Genomic DNA, 18,038 nt, shown 5'->3' on the forward strand with positions numbered 1-18,038 from the left:
AATTGCCACAAAGCGCCCCGGCACTGCCCGGGGCGCATTCATTGTTCACGCCCGAGAGCTTCCTGCCCGACCTGACCGAGGCGCTGGCCGACATCACCGAGCCGCGCGAGATCCGGGCGAAAACCGTCGAGATCCTGACCAAGGCCCGCGCCTCGGCGATCAGCGACATCGCGGCGGGCTTCATGTCCCATCCCCGCGCCGCGCGCGAGACCGTGCGCGCCATCGCCACGCTGACCGACGCCACCGTCACCGCGATCCATCACGTCGCCACCACCATCCTGCACCCGCTGACCAACCCCACCGATGCCGAGCGCCTCGCCGTGCTCGCGATCGGCGGCTATGGCCGGGCAGAGATGGCGCCGCAATCAGATGTGGACCTGCTGTTCCTGACCCCGTGGAAGGTCACCGGCTGGGCTGAAAGCGTCGTCGAATCGATGCTTTACATGCTGTGGGACCTCAAGCTGAAGATCGGCCAGGCCACGCGCAGCATCGACGATTGCCTGCGGCTGGGCGCGGGCGACATCACCATCCGCACCAGCCTGCTGGAACACCGCCTGATCTGCGGCCATGCCTCGACCGCCGAGACCCTGCGCGACCGGCTCTGGTCCGAGCTTTTCGACCGCTCGGTCCCCGAATTCATCGAGGCAAAGCTTGCCGAACGGTCCGAGCGCCACCGCCGTCAGGGCGGCCAGCGCTATGTGCTGGAACCCAATGTCAAAGAGGGCAAGGGGGGCCTGCGCGACCTGCAGACGCTTTACTGGATCGCCAAATACATCCACCGCGTCGACCGCGCCGTCGAGCTGGTGAGCCTGGGCTTTTTCACCCGCGAAGAGCATCTGACCTTCTGGCAGGCCGAGGATTTCCTGTGGGCGGTGCGCTGCCATCTGCATCTGATCGCCGGTCGCCCGGTCGATCAGCTGACCTTCGACATGCAGGTCGAGGTCGCCAAGCGCATGGGCTACCGCGATCTTGGCGGCCGCCGCGCGGTCGAGATCTTCATGCAGGATTATTTCCTGCACGCGACCAAGGTGGGCGAGCTGACCCGCGTCTTCCTTGTCGCGCTCGAGGCCCGGCACCTTTACAAGGCGCCGATCATGAACATCCTGTTCCAGCGCCGCCGCCGGGTCCGCGCGGGCTTTCGCGTCGACCGGGGCCGGCTGACCTATAGCGATGAAAAGCAGTTCCTGTCGGACCCGCTGAACATCCTGCGCCTGTTCGAGGAGGCACTGCGCACCGGCATCCTGATCCATCCCGACGCCATGCGCGCGGTCGCGGCCAATCTGGACATGATCGACGACCGCGTGCGTCAGGACCCCGAGGCGGTGCGCATCTTCCTTGACCTGCTGTTGAAACACGGCAACCCAGAACGTGCCTTGCGGCGCATGAACGAACTGGGGGTCCTCGCGGCCTTCATTCCGGAGTTCGCCCCGGTCGTGGCGATGATGCAGTTCAACGTCTATCATCATTACACGGTGGACGAGCATCTGATCCAATGCGTGGCCGCCCTGGCCTCGATCGAGCGCGGTGAGGAGGTCGAGGACCTGCCCGTCGTCAGCGGCATCATGAAGGGCAAGATCAACCGCCGCGTCATCTATCTGGCGGTGCTTTTGCACGATATCGGCAAGGGTCGGGCCGAGGATCACTCGATCCTGGGCGCGCGGCTGGCTCGGCGCATCTGCACCCGTTTCGGCCTGCCGGCGGACGAGATCGAGACCATCGAATGGCTGATCCGCAGCCATCTGGTGATGTCGGATGTGGCCCAGAAACGCGACATCGCCGACCCGCGCGTGCTGCGAGACTTTGCCAAGGCGGTCAAGACCAGCAAACGGCTGGACCTGATCCTGGTGCTGACGGTCTGCGACATTCGCGGCGTCGGCCCCGGCACATGGAACAACTGGAAGGCCATGCTGCTGCGCCGGCTGCACAAGGAAACCGCCGCCGCGCTGGAAAACGGCCTTGAAGAGCTGAACCGCGAACAGCGCACCGGCGAGGCCAAGCGGTCCCTGCGCCACCTGCTGACCGCCCGCGGCTGGGAGCCAAAGGCGATCAAGACCGAACTTGGCCGGCATTACGACAGCTATTGGTCGGGCCTGCCCACCGACACGCAGGCGGTGTTCTCGCAGATGCTGGACGGGATCGGCGACGACGAGATCCGCATCGACCTGCATCCCGATACCGACCGCGACGCGACGCGGGCGGCCTTTGTGCTGGCCGACCATCCGGGGATCTTCTCGCGCATGGCGGGCGCCCTGGCGCTGGTCGGCGCCAATATCGTCGATGCGCGCACCTATACCACCAAGGACGGCTTTGCGACCGCGGTGTTCTGGGCGCAGGACGGCGACGGCCACCCCTATTCCGCCGACCGCCTGCCGCGCCTGCGCAAGATGATCGAACGCACGCTCAAGGGCGAGATCGTCGCCCGCGAGGCGCTGGCCGGCCGCGACAAGCCCAAGAAGCGCAACTCGGCCTTCCGCTTTCCGACCCATATCATCTTCGATAACGAGGGCAGCGACGTCTATACCGTGATCGAGGTCGATACCCGCGACCGCCCCGGCCTGCTTTACGACCTGACCCGGACCCTGGCGGAAAACCATATCCAGATCGCCAGCGCGGTGATTGCGACCTTTGGCGCGCAGGTCGTCGACACGTTTTACGTCAAGGACATGTTCGGGTTGAAACTGCACCAGCAGGCCAAGCGCGAGGCGCTGGAAAAGAAACTGCGGCAGGCGATCAAGGACGGCACCGAACGCGCCGAAAAGGCCGAGCGCCCCTTGGGCGGATCGTTCTAGGATTTACGAAAGACAGGCAATGCAACCGATCAGACTTATCCGCGGCTTTCTGTCGGTTGGCGCGTGGACGCTGGCCAGTCGCATCGTGGGCTTTGTCCGCGACGTGATGATCGCGGCCTATCTGGGCACCGGCCCGGTGGCGCAGGCCTATATCGTGGCCTTCACCCTGCCCAACATGTTTCGCCGTTTCTTCGCCGAGGGGGCCTTCAACACCGCCTTCGTGCCGATGTTCGCCAAGCGCCTTGAATCCGACGAAAATGCCCGGGGCTTTGCCGAAGAGGCGTTTTCGGGGCTGGCCTTCGTCGTGCTGGTGGTCTCGGTCATCGCCAATTTCGCCATGCCATGGCTGGTCCTGATGCAGGCCGCCGGTTTTCGGGGGGATGAGCGTTTCGATCTGGCGGTCACCTATGGCCGCATCTGCTTTCCCTATATCCTGTTCATCTCGCTGACGGCGCTCTTGTCGGGGCTTTTGAATGCGGGCGGACGCTTCATGGCCGCCGCCGCCGCCCCCGTGCTGATGAACTTCATCCTGATTGCCGCCATGCTGCTGGCCGACTGGCGGGGCTGGGACATGGGGCTGGCGATGGCATGGTCCACGCCGATCTCGGGCATTGCGCAGCTTTTCTGCGTCTGGTGGGCGGCGAAACGCATGGGCTTTGCCCTGCGCCTGCGCCGCCCGCGCCTGTCGCCCGACATGAAGCGCCTGCTGGCCGTGGCCGCGCCTGCCGTGCTGGCCGGGGGGGTCGTGCAGATCAACCTGCTGGTCGGGCGTCAGGTCGGCTCGTTCTTTGATGGTGCCATCGCCTGGCTGACCAATGCCGACCGGCTTTATCAGTTACCCTTGGGCGTGGTTGGCATCGCCATCGGCATCGTGCTTTTGCCCGACATCTCGCGCCGGCTGAAGGCGGGCGACACGGATGGAGGCCGCCACGCCTATAACCGCGCCACGGAATTCGCGCTGTTCCTGACCGTGCCCGCCGCCGTGGCGCTGGTCGCCGCCGCCTATCCGCTGATCTCGGTCCTGTTCAAGCGCGGCGCATTTCTTCAGGCCGATGTCGGCCCGACCGCCTTGGCGCTGGCGATATATGGCGTCGGCCTGCCGGCCTTTGTGCTGCAAAAGGTGCTGCAGCCCTTGTATTTCGCGCGCGAGGACACGCGCAGCCCGTTCCGTTTTGCCGTCTGGTCGATGGTGGTGAATGCGCTGGTGGCGCTGGGGCTTGCGCCCTTCATTGGCTTCTCGGCCGCGGCATGGGGCACGACCATCGCCGGCTGGATCATGGCGGCGCAGCTTTGGCGCGGCACCCGCGCCTTTGGCGAGGCGGCGGCGCTGGATGCGCGGCTGCGCCACCGCCTGCCCCGCATCGTTCTGGCGTCGCTGGTGATGGGCGCGGTGATCTGGGCGATGCGGCTGGGACTGGGCGAGATGCTCGAAACCCCCAGCCTGCGCTATCTGGCGCTGGCAGCGCTGGTCTTTGGCGGCATCGCGGCTTACGGCGTGGCGGCGGTGGCGCTTGGCGCCATCCGCCCCTCGGACCTGCGAGCAGGGTTCCGGCGTCAGCGCTGACGGATCTGGCGCATCACCCGCGTGATGCCGCCCGGCACCAGCACGAAGGACAACAGGAACCCGCAGCCAAAGCCCGCGATCTCGGCGATCCAGGTCAGGCTGCCATCCTGGAACAGGATGCCAAAAACCAGCTGGAATGCCAGCAGCAAGCCGATCAGCGTGAAGGCGCGCAGCCGGTTGGCGTTTTCCTGCCCAAGCCGCGTCCACAGCAGAAAGGTAAAGGCGCCGACAAAGCCGTAAACCGCCGGATAGCCGCCGATCAGCGGCTGAAAGCGGACCTGCGGCATAAGCCCGGCGACCAGCGTATAGATCAGCGCGCCGCCGACGGCCGAGCCAAAGAACAGCGCGATCACCGCCCAGGCCCGGAAGTGATGGGCGATCAGGTTCCCCAAGGCCAGCGTGAAGACGATGACGAACAGCGCATGGGTGATCGACAGATGCACAAAGGGATAGGTCAGGATGCGCCAGCTTTGATCCAGCGTGAATATCCCCATCTCCCAGAGCCGCAGCACGAATTCGGGGACATAGGCGGTGCGCTCGGCCATGATCTGGCGCAGCGCCATGCCGGCGCCCGGCTGGCCGCCGCCGATAAAGCCAAGCTGGCCAAGTCCGAAATAGGCCTCGAAGGCGATCATCGGCAGCACCAGCGCCCAGATCACGGGCGGCACGGGGTTCAGGGGCGATTCGTCATAACCGGGGCGCATCTTGGTTCCTTCAATGACAGGGCGGCACTGGCAGGGCGGTTGCGCCCGGACGGGCCAAGGGGTAAGGCAGCGATTGGAAATTTCCAAGCAGGTAGTGCCATGACCACGAGCTTCACGCCGCGCATTTTCTCTGGCATCCAGCCCTCGGGCGGATTGACGCTGGGGAATTATCTTGGCGCGTTGAAACGCTTTGCCGAATATCAGGGCAACGGGTCCGAGACGATCTATTGCGTCGTGGACCTGCATGCGATCACCGTCTGGCAGGATCCCGAAAAGCTGCGCCACAACACGCGCGAGGTGGCGGCGGCCTTCATGGCCGCGGGCGTCGACCCCGAGATCTCGGTCCTCTTCAACCAGAGCCAGGTTGCGCAGCACGCGGAACTGGCGTGGCTCTTCAACACCGTCGCCCGCGTCGGCTGGATGTACCGGATGACCCAGTTCAAGGACAAGGCCGGCAAGAACAGCGAGAATTCCAGCCTTGGCCTGCTGGCCTATCCCTCGCTGATGGCCGCCGACATTCTGGCCTATCACGCCACCGCCGTGCCGGTGGGCGAGGATCAGAAGCAGCATCTGGAACTGACCCGCGACATCGCCGCCAAGTTCAACCACGATTACGGCGTGGATTTCTTCCCGATCACCAACCCGCTGATCGAGGGCACCGCGACCCGGGTCATGTCCCTGCGCGACGGCAGCAAAAAGATGTCGAAATCCGATCCCTCGGACGCGACGCGCATCAACCTGACCGACGATGCCGACGCCATCGCGCAAAAGATCCGCAAGGCGCGCACCGATGCCGAGCCGCTGCCCGGCACCATGGAAGGTCTCAAGGACCGGCCCGAGGCCAGAAACCTCGTCAACATCTATGCGGCCCTGTCGGGCGAAGGCGCCGATCAGGTTCTGGCCCGCTTTGAGGGTCAGGGCTTTGGCGCCTTCAAGCCGGCCTTGGCCGAGGTCGCGGTCGAGGTGCTGGCCCCGATCACCGCCCGGATGACCCAGTTCATGGCCGATCCCGCCGAAATCGACCGCATCCTTGGCCATGGCGCCGACCGGGCCCGCGCCATCGCCGAGCCCATCGTCGAGCGCGCCAAGGAGATCATGGGCATGATCCGCTCGCGCTGACCGGCGCGGCGGACACGGCGGCGAAACCCCGGCGGGGCGGCATTTCGGCCATACCCCGCCCAAGACGGGCGGCAAGATGAGCGACCAGTTGTCCAGAATGCTTGGCGAAAGGCCCTGGCTGCTTGCTGACGGGGCGACCGGGACCAATCTCTACAATATGGGGCTGGTCCATGGTCAGGCTCCGGACCTGTGGAACGAAAGCCAGCCCGACAAGGTGCGGGCGCTGCACAGCCAGATGATCGCGGCGGGCGCCGACATCATCCTGACCAACAGCTTTGGCGCCAATGCCACCCGGCTGCGTCTGGCCGGCGCGCAGGACCGCGTCCACGCGCTGAACCGCACCGCCGCACGCCTTGCGCGCGAAGCCGCGCAGGCCGCCCGCCGCGCCGTGGTGATCGCAGGCTCGATCGGCCCCACGGGCGAGATCATGGCCCCGATCGGCCGCCTGACCGAGGCCGAGGCGGCGGCGATCTTCACCGAACAGGCCGAGGGGCTGAAAGAGGGCGGCGCCGATATCCTCTGGGTCGAGACCGTCAGCAGCATCGAGGAAATGCGCGCCGCCGCCCGCGCCGCGCAGGCCGTCGGCATGCCCTGGTGCGGCACCATGAGCTTTGAGCCGGGCGGGCGCAGCATGATGGGGGTGACGCCGCCGCAGCTTGCCTCGCTGATCGACCGCCTGCCCTGCCCGCCCATCGCCTACGGCGCCAATTGCGGTACTGGCCCGGCGGAATTGCTGATGGCGATGACCGGCTTTGTCGCCTCGGGGAATGAGCGTCCGCTGATCGCCAAACCCAATGCCGGGGTGCCGCGCTATCAGGATGGCGGGCTGATCTATGACGCGACGCCGCCGGTCATGGCGGAGTTCGCGGTGCTCGCCCGCGATCTGGGGGTGCGGCTGATCGGCGGCTGCTGCGGCACCACGCCCGCGCATCTGGACGCCATGCGCAAGGCGCTGATCGAGGCCCCCCGCAACCCGCGCCCCAATGCCGAAACCATCTCGGCCCGGATCGCGCAGGCCATGGCGCTGAGCGGCAGCACAGACGACTAGAACAGCGAAAGCTGATCCCCGGCGCGCGGCGGCGCTCCAAAACGGCTGCAATCCAAAGCCTCAAGCCGGCTTTCCAGCCCCAGCCGCCTGCGCGCCAGCCGAAAGCGCTGGTGCATCAGCTCGGCCTCATGCCCCTCGCCGCGCATGCGGTTGCCAAAGCGAGGGTCATTGTCACGGCCACCGCGCATGGCCTGCACCTGCGACATGACATGCGCGGCCTTGCCGGGATGGTGGCGCTCCAGCCAGTCGCGAAACAAGGGCGCCACCTCATGCGGCAGGCGCAGGGGGATCATGCTGGCGGCCAACGCTCCGGCGTCACGGGCGGCCTGCAGGATGCGCTCGATCTCATGGCCGGTCAGAACCGGGATCACCGGCGCGACCATGACCCGCACCGGCACGCCCGCATCCGCAAGACAGCGGATCATCCGCAGCCGGGTCGCGGGCGCGGGGGCGCGCGGCTCCATCTGCCGGGCCAGATCCGCATCCAGCGTGGTGATCGAGATGCCGACCGCCGCCTGCCCCTTTGCGGCCATCGCCCCCAGCAGGTCAGCGTCGCGCATCACCGTCGCGCCGCGCGTCACCAGCGCCACCGGATGGTTCCAGTCATGCAAGACCTGCAGGCAGCCGCGCATGATGCCCAGTTTCGACTCGATGGGTTGATAGGGATCTGTATTGGTGCCAAAGGCCAGCACCGCCACCCGATAGCTGCGCCGCCCGATCTCGGCCGCGAGCAGCTCGGGCGCATTGGGCTTGGCGGTGATCTTCGTCTCAAAGTCCAGCCCCGGCGACAGGCCCAGATAGGCATGGCTGGGGCGCGCGAAACAATAAATACAGCCATGCTCGCAGCCCCGATAAGGATTGACCGAGCGGTCGAAGGGCACATCGGGCGAGCTGTTACGGCTGATGATCGAACGGGCGCGTTCCTGGCTGATTTCGGTCCTGAGCAGGCTTTGCTCTTCGGGGATGTCCCAGCCGTCATGCTCGCGCTCGGTCCGGTAAGGCTCGAACCGGGCGGCGGGGCGCGAGTCGGCACCACGCGCGCGCAGGATCTCATCGGGGTTTCGGGGCGGCAGGGTCATGCCGCCACTTTAGAACATTAAGTGAACATTTACCAGCACCGGCACGGATTGCGAGATTTTTATCCGCTTTTGTCAGCTCTTGAGTGCAAAAGCGGATTCCGGGTCTTTTCCGGCTCGATCCGAAGAGTCATATTGGGGCTAACGGAGGATGACATGCCGCTGCCACATTTCCTGTTGATGGTGCTTGCCGTGATCCTGGCCGCAGGGCTGACGATCTGGGTGGCGAATGCCGTGGGGATTCCGCTGGTCGCCCTTGGCATTCTGGCGCTGATCGGGGCCGCATTGGCGCATCTGACGACGCGCGACCACCGCCATCACTGAGCCGTCGCCCCTGACCTGATCGCCCCTGGCACACAGACTGCCGAAGCGTTTTCCCGCATCGCATTGCGGCGGCGTCGCAAAACGGTGAAGGTCGTTCCGAAGAAATCGACAGGAACAAGAGATCGCCCAAGCAGGCCAATGCCGGCAGCAATCTCCTGCGCCAAAGCGGGAAACGGGTCCGCTTCCCGCGCAATCGCTCGGCCCGGCCTCCGGCCTAGCTGCCGTGGATGATGCGGACGTAGTTGCGGGTCTCGCGATAGGGCGGGACGCCGCCATATTTCTGCACCGCGCCCGGCCCGGCATTATAGGCCGCCAGGGCCAGCCGCCAGCTGCCGAAGGTGTTGTACATCATCTTGAGATAGCGCGCGCCGCCCTCCAGGTTCTGGATCGGGTCGCTGGCATCGACGCCCAGTTTCGCGGCCGTGCCCGGCATCAGTTGCGCCAGACCCCGCGCGCCCTTATGCGACCGCGCCGAGGGGTTCCAGCCCGATTCCTGCTGCACAAGGCGCAGGAACAGATCCTCGGGGATGCCGTGCTTGCGGGCCATGGCCTTGGCATGGGGCAGATACTGGCTGCGGCGATTGCCCTTGTAGGCGGGAATGGCGCCGCCGGCGAAATCCAGCTCGATCACGCTTTTGGACGAACTGCCCTTGGGGCGCAGGCGGGCCGATTGCTGATACTGGCCCGACAGACGCGAATCCATCAGCCGGGTCTGACGCTCGAACTGAGCCAGCCGCGACTTGCCGCTTTTGACTTGCAGACGCAGGCCCTCGGCCGCGGCAGGAAGGGCAAGGCCCAGCGAAAACGTCAGCGCAACAGCCATCCGGCCAAGCTGGCGCAGCACCGCCCGATTGCGTGGAAACATCTCTGATCCCTCATGCATGCCGTAAATCGTTATCGTTATTTTTTCCTGGCACTATAGCGCAAAGCTCGCGGCGCGCAGCAAGCGGATTTTAACCTTTGGACGCGGCTGGATTTTTCGGCGGAATTCCGCGCAATCGATACGATCCCCATTCTGCTTGCCCGAAACCCCTCCGCCGCGTAAAACCCGCCGCAACGAGATTCAGAGCAAGGACGGCAGTGATGGCAGGCAGCGTGAACAAGGTGATCCTGGTCGGAAACCTGGGGCAGGACCCGGAAATCCGCAGCTTCCAGAATGGCGGCAAGATCGCCAGCCTGCGGATCGCCACCAGCGAAACCTGGAAGGACCGCAATTCCGGCGAACGGCGTGAGCGTACCGAATGGCACACCGTCGCCATCTATTCCGAGCCGCTGGTCCGCGTGGCCGAACAATTCCTGAAAAAGGGCTCAAAGGTCTATATCGAGGGCCAGCTGGAAACCCGCAAATGGCAGGACCAGCAGGGCAATGACCGCTATTCGACCGAAGTGGCGCTGCGCCCCTTCCGCAGCGAACTCCACATGCTGGACGGTCGCGGTGCCGGTGGCGGCGGCGGCCGGGGCGATGACAGCTATGGCGGTGGCGGCTATGGTGGCGGCTCGGGCGGTGGATACAGCTCTGGCGGTGGGCAATCCTCGGGCGGCGGACAGCCCGCAGGCGGACGTCCCGATTTCGACGACGACATCCCGTTCTGAGGCCAGAGCGGTAACGGCTTCACAAACAGATACAGGACCCCATCACCGGGACACTGGCTGATGACCGACAGCTCCCCGCTGCCTTGTGGCAGCCCATCAATGGTGCAGATCATGAGTAACAAAGACGCGGCACTGTCCTATCTGAACGCCGTATTCAACCAGCGCGATCTGGTTACGGCCGAAACCTTCTGGGCTGGCGACATGATCCAGCACAACCCTGCCTTGCCCAATGGTCTGGACGTTTTGCGCGCATTCATCAGCAATCCCGAACCCGGTCCCAGCTATGAGGCGGGCATCGCGATGGAGGATGGCAATCTGGTCATGGTGCATGGCCGTTACACCAACTGGTTCGGAAAGACGATGGTGGCGGTCGACATCTTCCGCTTTGCAAATGGCAAGGTCGTCGAGCATTGGGACGTGATGCAAGAGGAAGTTCCGGCGGATCAGGCGGCCAATGGCAACCCGATGTTCCCGGCCCGATAAGCCAAACCTGTAAACTGTCTCCTGCACGTCCCGGCCGAAATGCCGGGACGTTTGCGTTTCTGGTCGGAACTCTCGCAATCTGGCCTCATCCGTGGCATGATTCTGGCTCTATCCTTGTGCGGCAAACAGGCGCAATCAGGATGAAACCATTGACCGCAGGAGCACGGCGCCATGACGCTTGATCTGAACCCCAATGACATGTCCCATGTCATCGCCGCCGACCGCGAGCATGTCTGGCACCATCTCAGCCAGCACAAACAGTATGAAACCATCGACCCGCGCGTCTATGTCGAGGGCAAGGGGATGCGGCTATGGGACGCCACCGGACGCGAGTTTCTGGACGCCGTCTCGGGCGGGGTCTGGACGGTCAATGTGGGCTACGGGCGCGAAAGCATCGCCAATGCGGTGCGCGACCAGCTCATCAAGCTGAACTATTACGCCGGCGCCGCCGGCACCGTGCCCGGCGCGATCTTTGCGCAAAAACTGATCGAAAAGATGCCGGGGCTGAGCCGGGTCTATTATTCGAACTCGGGCTCCGAGGCGAATGAAAAGGTCTACAAGATGGTGCGCCAGATCGCGGCCCGCCATCACGGCGGCAAGAAATGGAAGATCCTGTATCGCGATCGCGACTATCACGGCACCACCATCGGCACGCTGGCGACCTCGGGTCAGGATCAGCGGGCGATGCAATACGGCCCCTATCCCGACGGTTTCGTGCGCGTCCCGCATTGCCTTGAATACCGCAAGCAATGGGACGTGGAAAACTATGGCGAGCGCGCGGCGGACGCGATCGAGGAAGTCATCCTGCGCGAAGGTCCCGACACCGTCGGCGCCATCGTGCTTGAGCCGGTGACCGCCGGCGGCGGCGTCATCACCCCTCCCGAGGGCTACTGGCAGCGCGTGCAGGAAATCTGCCGCAAATACGACATCCTTCTGCATATCGACGAAGTGGTCTGCGGCATCGGCCGCACCGGCACCTGGTTCGGCTATCAGCAATACGGGATCGAGCCGGATTTCGTCACCATGGCCAAGGGTGTCGCCTCGGGCTATGCGGCGATTTCCTGCACCGTCACCACCGAGCGCGTCTTTGACATGTTCAAGGACGCGCCGCAGGACGGCATGAGCTTTTTCCGCGACATCTCGACCTTTGGCGGCTGCACCGCCGGTCCGGTCGCGGCCATCGAGAACATGCGCATCATCGAGGATGAGGGCCTGCTGGCCAACACCGTCGCCATGGGCAACCGGGTGATGGACAACCTGACCACGCTGATGGACAAGCACGCGGTCATCGGCGATGTGCGCGGCAAGGGCCTGTTCTGCGGCGCCGAACTGGTCTCGGACCGCAAGACCCGCGAGCCGATGGACGAGAAGAAGGTGCAGGCCGTGGTCGCCGAATGTCTGGCGCAAAACGTCATCATTGGCGCCACCAACCGCTCGCTTCCCGGCTTCAACAACACGCTCTGCCTGTCGCCGGCGCTGATCGCCACCGCCGATGACATCGACCGCATCACCAATGCCATCGACGTCGCGCTGACCCGCGTCTTTGCTTAAGGCTTGATCCGCGGCGGCATTCCGGAAAAATTGACCCGGACGCCGCCGCGGATCCCCTGATGCCCATTTCCCCCGACGCCTTCTTTCTGGACCGCAGCCCCGAGCGCGGCGCGGGCCTGCCCTTGCAGGTCCAGTTGCGCCGCCAGATCATCGCGGCGGTGACGGCGGGGCGGTTTCGCGCCGGCGAGAAGCTGCCCTCGACGCGCGCATTGGCCGATCATCTGGGGGTGGCGCGGGTGACGGTGGCGCAGGCCTTCGCCGAGCTTGTCTCGACCGATTACCTGACCAGCCGGGACCGTTCGGGGCATTTCATCTCGGACCGGATCGAGCGCCGGATCGAGGCCGGCGACAGCCCCCCCGCCACCGGGCGTTTCGACTGGGACCGCCAGCTTGAACACCGCTACAGCCGCGCGCAGCGTTCGGACCGGACGCGGGACTGGCAACGCTATGGCTATCCCTTCATCTACGGGCAGGCCGATCCGGCGCTGGTCGATCATGCCGCCTGGCGCGATTGCGCCATGCGCGTGCTGGGCCGGCGCGAATTCGCCGCCGTCACCAGCGATCTTTACGACGCCGATGATGCCGAACTGGTCGATCACATCGCCCGCCAGATCCTGCCCCGGCGCGGCATCAGCGCCGGCCCCGATGAAATCCTGCTGACCATGGGGGCGCAGAACGCGCTGTGGCTGGTGACACAGCTTCTGCTGCGCCCCGGCGCCTCCTGCGCCATCGAGGACCCCTCATATCCCGGTCAGCGCGAGATCCTTTCGGCCAGCGGCGCCCGCGTCCTGCCGGTGCCGGTCGACCCGCAGGGCCTGCCGCCCGAAGCTGTGCCCCCCGGCATCGCAGCCGTTTTCACCACCGCCAGCCACCAATGCCCGACCAATTCGACCATGCCGCTCGCGCGCCGCAAGGCGCTGCTGGCGCGCGCGCAGGCGCAGGGTTTCGCCGTGGTCGAGGACGACTATGAATTCGAGATGTCCTTTGCCGGTGCGCCCTCGCCCGCGCTCAAGGCCATCGACCGGGCGGGGGCGGTGATCTATGTCGGCTCATTCTCGAAATCGGTGTTTCCGGGGCTGCGGCTGGGCTATCTGGTCGCCGATCCCCGCTTCATCGCCGAGGCGCGCGCGCTGCGCGGCATGATGCTGCGCCATCCGCCCGGCCACATGCAGCGCACGCTGGCGCATTTCCTGTCGCTGGGCCATTACGACGCGCAGGCGAACCGCATGCGCCGCGCCTTTGCCCAGCGTCGCCGGATCATGCTTGAGGCCATCGCCGCCGAGGGGATGGAGTTGGCCTCGCCCGGCACCACCGGCGGTTCCAGCTTCTGGCTGGCGACGCCGCCCGGCATCGACGCGAAGGTCCTGACCGAGGTGCTCAAGACCCGCGACGTGCTCATCGAACCCGGCGCGGCATTTTTCAGCGACCCGGCGCAGGGGCGCGGCTTTTACCGGCTGGCCTATTCCTCGATCCCGGCCGAGCGCATCCCCGAAGGCATCGCCCGCATCGCCCGGACCATCCGCGACCTTCGTCCATGAGAAAGGCCGCCCCGAGGGGCGGCCCATCCGCTTATCCGCCCATGACGGCACGGAAGATGAAATACATCAGCGACGGTCCAAGCAGGCAGCCAAGCCCGGTATAGAAGGTCGCCGTCATCGCGCCATAAGGCACCAGCCGCTTGTCGGTCGCGGCGAGGCCTCCGGCGACACCGCTGGTCGTGCCCATCAGCCCGCCATAGGCCATGGCCGATTTCGGATTGTTCAGTCCGATCAGCGGCGCGATGAAGGGCGTGCCGATCATCACCAGAACCGACTTGATCAGGCCCGCCGCGACCGACAGCGCGATGATCTCGCTTGAGGCGCCCAGCGCCGTGCCGGTCACCGGGCCGACGATATAGGTCGCCGCACCCGCGCCCAGCGTGGTCATGCTGACTGCATCGCTATAGCCAAACATCAGCGCGACCACGCCGCCGACGATGAAGGACAGCACGATCCCCAGGATCAGCGAGACGACGCCCGTCACCCCGGCCTTGCGGATCAGCCCCAGATCGACACCGTAAGCGGTCGAGACGATGGCAAAGTCGCGCAGCATGGCGCCGCCCATGATGCCCATGCCAGCAAACAGCTCGAGATCGGCCATGCCCTTCTTGCCGCCGGTCATCACCCCGCCGACATAGGCCAGCACCAGCCCAAGGATGATCGCCACTGCCGAGCCGTGCAGCCGGCCATTGGTCAGGTGATGCGAGGCGTAATAGCTGACCCACATCATCAGGCCGACGATGACAAAGGCGAAAAGCAACCCGTTCTTGATCAGGACTTCGGAAATCAGTTCCATCTCAGCCGGCCTCCTCTTCGGTGGTGGGGGGCAAGGGCTCGGACACGCCGCCGATGCGGGCGACGGCCGGGACCAGCGCCCAGCAGACCACCGTCGCCCCGACCCCGGCCAGAAGCGCGATCGGGCCGCCGGTCACGGCCGAGACCACATTCTGGGTCGCCGCCATGGCGACGACGATGGGGATATACATCGCGCTCCAGTAAAGGACGCCCTGTTCGCTCAGCGGCGGGAACTTCCCGACGCGGCGCATCCAGTCGCTCAGCACGATCAGCAGCAGCATGGCGAAACCCACGCCGCCGACATTGGAATCGACGCCGAGAAGCGCGCCCAGAACATCGCCGACAATCATGCCCGCGATCAGACAACCCGCCAGAACGGCGGTGCCATAAATGATCATCTGGAAATCCTCCCTTGGGGATATCCGGGCGGGGCCTCCTCTGCCCCGTCACGCCCGGACAGAAAGTTCAGCGGTAAAGGTCGGCGTAGCTTTTGCGCAGCTCGGCCTTCTGGACCTTGCCCATGACATTGCGCGGCAGTTCCTCGACGAACAGGACGCGCTTGGGCTGCTTGTAGCGCGCCAGCTTGTCGGTGATGGCCGCGATGACCGCACGTTCATCGAGGCTTGCGCCCTTTTGCGGCACGACGATGGCGGTGACGCCCTCACCCAGATCGGGATGGGCAAGGCCGATCACGGCGCTTTCCACGACGCCGGGAATGTCGTCGATCAGGCTTTCGACCTCTTTCGGGTAGACGTTATAGCCGCCCGAGATCACCAGATCCTTGTCGCGCCCGACGATGCGCAGATAGCCATCCTCGCCGATCTGGCCCAGATCGCCGGTGATGAAGAAGCCGTCCTTGCGGAACTCGGACGCGGTCTTTTCCGGCATCTGCCAATAGCCCTGAAAGACGTTTGGGCCGCGCACCTCGATGGCGCCGATTTCGCCCTGCGGCAGCGGCCTGCCGGTCTCGCGCTCGGTCACGCGGATCTCGATGCCGGGCAATGCCATACCGACGGCACCGGGCTTGCGCGCGCCGTCATAGGGGTTGGTGGTGATCATGCAGGTCTCGGTCATGCCATAGCGCTCCAGAATGGCATGGCCGGTGCGTTCCTCGAAGGCGCGGTGATCCTCGGCCAGCAAAGGCGCCGAGCCGGAGACGAAAAGCCGCATCCCGGCGGTGGTGTCGCGACCCAGCCGGTCGGATTTCAGCAGCCGGGTATAAAAGGTCGGCACCCCCATCAGCACCGTCGCATTGGCCATCAGGCCGACGACCTCGTCACCGTCGAATTTCGTCAGCCAGATCATCGTGGCGCCAGTGACGATGGACATGTTCGCGGCGACGAACAGGCCATGGGTGTGAAAGATTGGCAGCGCGTGGATCAGCCGGTCATCGCCGGTATAGCGCCAGCTTTCCAGCAGCGCCGCGGTGTTCGAGGCAAGGTTGCCATGGGTCAGCACCGCGCCCTTGGAGCGCCCCGTCGTCCCCGAGGTGTAAAGGATCGCCGCCGGATCATCCATGCCGCGCGCCACGCTGTCCTTGCGCGGCGTGGCGGCTGCGGCCAGATCCATCAGGCTGCCCTCGCCCTTGCCGCCGAGGCTTTCGACACGCATGCCATCGCTTTCGCGAGCCTTGTGTTCGGTCAGCGTGGCCGGGGTGCAGACAAACACGCGCGGCGCGGCATCGCCCAGGAAATAGTCGATCTCGGCCCCGGTATAGGCGGTGTTCAGCGGCAGATAGACGCCCCCCACCTGCAAGGTCGCCAGATACAGGCAGATGGCCTCGGCGCTCTTGTCGGTCTGCACGGCCACGCGGTCGCCGGGCTGAACGCCGGCACCCGTCAGGACCGCCGCGAAGCGCTCGACCAAGACGCGGGCCTCGGCATAGGTGATGTCGGGCTGGCCGGGACGCTCGAACAGCGCCTTGCCGGGATTGGCCTCGACCGAGGCGATAAAGCTTTGATGAATCGTCTGCATGGTACCCTCTCTCCCCTTATGTCCTGATCCTGTCAGCGCATCTTGTCAGCGCGCCAGCACCGAGGCCAGCGGCGCGCCGGTCGCGATGGTCCCGTCGCGCATGAAAGCCTCGTGCTGGGTCTCGATGGCGACGGGATCGTAAAGATAGTTGATCATCAGCCCGTGGCCACGCTTGACGGCGCCCGGTGCCAGATCGGCCGGCCAGTTCACCCGCCATGCGGCGGCGCCATTGCCCAGATGAAAGCGCGCCACCGGATCATAGGGCGCGCCCTTGCGCGACCTGGCTTCGGTGAAATAGCGCGCGGCGGCGGCCTCGACCTCGGGACGCAGACGCTCGACCTCGGCAGGATCGTTTTGCCAGCCGCCCTTTTCCAGCTCGGTCCGCAGTGCCACCGCACGGGAATCGGTCTCACCCGACAGCCAGGCGGCGAAACCCGGGGCCGGCGACAGGGTGACGAAGGTCTTGATCTGCGGCAGCTCGGCCTGCAGGACCGCGACCACCTGCTTGATCAGCAGATTGCCGAACGAGACGCCCTTCAGCCCCGGCAGGCTGTTGTTGATCGAATAAAATACCGCGGTGTCGGCCTCGTCGGGGGCGTCGACGCGCGGTGCGGTCAGGATCGGCGCGATGGCGTCGGGAATGGCACGGGTCAACGCCACCTCGACAAAGATCAGCGGCTCATTCCCGGTCGCAGGATGGAAAAACGCATAACAGCGGCGGTCGGCCTGATCCAGACGGCGGCGCAGATCGTCCCAGTCCGCGATCTGATGGACCGATTCATAGGCGATGATCTTTTCCAGAATCGCCGCCGGCGTCGACCAGTCGATCCGCTCAAGATAGAGGAAACCGCGATTGAACCACGAGCCCAGCAGATGCGCAAAATCGCTGTCGATGGGCGCAAGACTGGGATTGGCGGCGATGGCCTTCAGCAGATCGGCACGCATCGCGACCAGTTTCAGCGTCGCGCCCGGCGCCATGTTCAGCCGCCGCAGCAGGGTCTGGCGGCGCGGCTCGACCGCCTCGAACAGGCTGGCCAGATTGGCGGCCGAAGGATCGGCGTCATAGGCGGCATAGGCTTTGCGGATCGGTTCGGGATCAGCCCCGAAACGGTCGCGCAGCAGGGCAAAGAAGTCATGCTGCTTTTCGGCATCCAGCTCGGCATAGGCCGCCAGCGCCTGTTCGGCCACGGCGACGCGCGCCGCCTCGCCGATGCGGCCCATCAGCACGTCGCAGGCCGCCGCCAGCCGCTCGGCCGGCGGGCGCATCAGCAGGGTCTGCGCCGTCAGCTGATCCTTGCCCCGCCCGCGACGCTCGGTACGGGTAATCGCCTGCACCAGATCGTTCAGGAATGCCAGATTGACCTTTGCCATGTCGTTCCCTCCTTACTGGGCAATGTTGTACGTCAAATATCACATGTTGTATACATCAAAACTTGATATGGACATTTTTTATTTCTTGATGGATAACTATCAGGAATAA

At 65.3% G+C, this 18,038-nt stretch carries 16 protein-coding genes; 9 read left to right on the forward strand and 7 right to left on the reverse strand.

Annotation, left to right across the window (positions count from 1 at the left end; translation table 11 throughout):
* Positions 1-41: 41 nt before the first annotated feature.
* The gene (locus DFP89_RS10655; RefSeq protein WP_245948652.1) at positions 42-2,789 is read left to right on the forward strand and encodes a [protein-PII] uridylyltransferase; all 2,748 of its coding nucleotides are present in this window, start codon (positions 42-44) and stop codon (positions 2,787-2,789) included.
* A gap of 19 nt (positions 2,790-2,808) precedes the next feature.
* Positions 2,809-4,353 (forward strand): murein biosynthesis integral membrane protein MurJ, encoded by a 1,545-nt coding sequence (gene murJ, locus DFP89_RS10660; protein WP_114349376.1) that lies wholly within the window; start codon positions 2,809-2,811, stop codon positions 4,351-4,353.
* Here murJ and DFP89_RS10665 read toward each other — a convergent pair.
* A complete protein-coding gene (locus DFP89_RS10665) occupies positions 4,344-5,057 on the reverse strand; it encodes a rhomboid family intramembrane serine protease (protein WP_114349377.1) in 714 nt (237 codons plus the stop codon). The two genes, murJ and DFP89_RS10665, sit on opposite strands and share 10 nt — an antisense overlap.
* A gap of 99 nt (positions 5,058-5,156) precedes the next feature.
* On the opposite strand from DFP89_RS10665, the gene trpS reads away from it, so the two are divergent.
* Positions 5,157-6,176 (forward strand): tryptophan--tRNA ligase, encoded by a 1,020-nt coding sequence (gene trpS, locus DFP89_RS10670; protein ID WP_114349378.1) that lies wholly within the window; start codon positions 5,157-5,159, stop codon positions 6,174-6,176.
* 76 nt (positions 6,177-6,252) lie between these two features.
* Positions 6,253-7,224, forward strand: a complete 972-nt coding sequence (gene bmt, locus DFP89_RS10675; RefSeq protein ID WP_114349379.1) for a betaine--homocysteine S-methyltransferase — start codon at positions 6,253-6,255, stop codon at positions 7,222-7,224.
* Here bmt and DFP89_RS10680 read toward each other — a convergent pair.
* Entirely contained in the window at positions 7,221-8,303 is a 1,083-nt protein-coding gene (locus DFP89_RS10680) for a PA0069 family radical SAM protein (protein WP_114349380.1), read from the reverse strand. The two genes, bmt and DFP89_RS10680, sit on opposite strands and share 4 nt — an antisense overlap.
* Positions 8,304-8,456: 153 nt before the next feature.
* Here DFP89_RS10680 and DFP89_RS20325 point away from each other — a divergent pair, with 153 nt between their 5' ends.
* A complete protein-coding gene (locus DFP89_RS20325) occupies positions 8,457-8,624 on the forward strand; it encodes a hypothetical protein (RefSeq protein WP_181870310.1) in 168 nt (55 codons plus the stop codon).
* A gap of 214 nt (positions 8,625-8,838) precedes the next feature.
* Here the strand turns inward: DFP89_RS20325 and DFP89_RS10685 are convergent, their stop codons facing one another.
* Positions 8,839-9,489 (reverse strand): lytic transglycosylase domain-containing protein, encoded by a 651-nt coding sequence (locus tag DFP89_RS10685; RefSeq protein WP_114349381.1) that lies wholly within the window; start codon positions 9,487-9,489, stop codon positions 8,839-8,841.
* Between the two features lie 218 nt (positions 9,490-9,707).
* Between DFP89_RS10685 and ssb the strand changes: the two genes are divergently transcribed.
* The 4 genes from ssb to pdxR all read left to right on the forward strand — a co-directional run bounded on the left by ssb (position 9,708) and on the right by pdxR (position 13,789).
* Positions 9,708-10,217, forward strand: coding sequence for a single-stranded DNA-binding protein (ssb, locus tag DFP89_RS10690; protein ID WP_114349382.1), 510 nt, complete (start codon positions 9,708-9,710; stop codon positions 10,215-10,217).
* 111 nt (positions 10,218-10,328) lie between these two features.
* The gene (locus DFP89_RS10695) at positions 10,329-10,700 is read left to right on the forward strand and encodes a nuclear transport factor 2 family protein (protein WP_114349471.1); all 372 of its coding nucleotides are present in this window, start codon (positions 10,329-10,331) and stop codon (positions 10,698-10,700) included.
* A 171-nt stretch (positions 10,701-10,871) separates the two neighbouring features.
* Positions 10,872-12,251: a hypotaurine--pyruvate aminotransferase Tpa gene (gene tpa / locus DFP89_RS10700; protein ID WP_114349383.1), complete on the forward strand. Its 1,380-nt coding sequence runs from the start codon at positions 10,872-10,874 to the stop codon at positions 12,249-12,251.
* Positions 12,252-12,310: 59 nt separating this feature from the next.
* The gene (gene pdxR / locus DFP89_RS10705) at positions 12,311-13,789 is read left to right on the forward strand and encodes a MocR-like pyridoxine biosynthesis transcription factor PdxR (protein WP_114349384.1); all 1,479 of its coding nucleotides are present in this window, start codon (positions 12,311-12,313) and stop codon (positions 13,787-13,789) included.
* Between the two features lie 31 nt (positions 13,790-13,820).
* Here the strand turns inward: pdxR and madM are convergent, their stop codons facing one another.
* From madM to DFP89_RS10725, 4 genes are all read right to left on the reverse strand, one after another.
* Positions 13,821-14,585: a malonate transporter subunit MadM gene (gene madM / locus DFP89_RS10710; protein ID WP_114349385.1), complete on the reverse strand. Its 765-nt coding sequence runs from the start codon at positions 14,583-14,585 to the stop codon at positions 13,821-13,823.
* A gap of 1 nt (position 14,586) precedes the next feature.
* Positions 14,587-14,982: a malonate transporter subunit MadL gene (gene madL / locus DFP89_RS10715; protein WP_114349386.1), complete on the reverse strand. Its 396-nt coding sequence runs from the start codon at positions 14,980-14,982 to the stop codon at positions 14,587-14,589.
* Positions 14,983-15,049: 67 nt separating this feature from the next.
* Complete coding sequence (locus tag DFP89_RS10720) at positions 15,050-16,558, reverse strand: malonate--CoA ligase (protein WP_114349387.1); 1,509 nt, start codon at positions 16,556-16,558, stop codon at positions 15,050-15,052.
* A 45-nt stretch (positions 16,559-16,603) separates the two neighbouring features.
* Positions 16,604-17,929, reverse strand: a complete 1,326-nt coding sequence (locus DFP89_RS10725) for a malonyl-CoA decarboxylase (RefSeq protein WP_114349388.1) — start codon at positions 17,927-17,929, stop codon at positions 16,604-16,606.
* Between the last annotated feature and the right edge of the window lie 109 nt (positions 17,930-18,038).

The organism is Paracoccus lutimaris, from assembly GCF_003337565.1.
In the GTDB taxonomy this organism is placed as follows: domain Bacteria; phylum Pseudomonadota; class Alphaproteobacteria; order Rhodobacterales; family Rhodobacteraceae; genus Paracoccus; species Paracoccus lutimaris.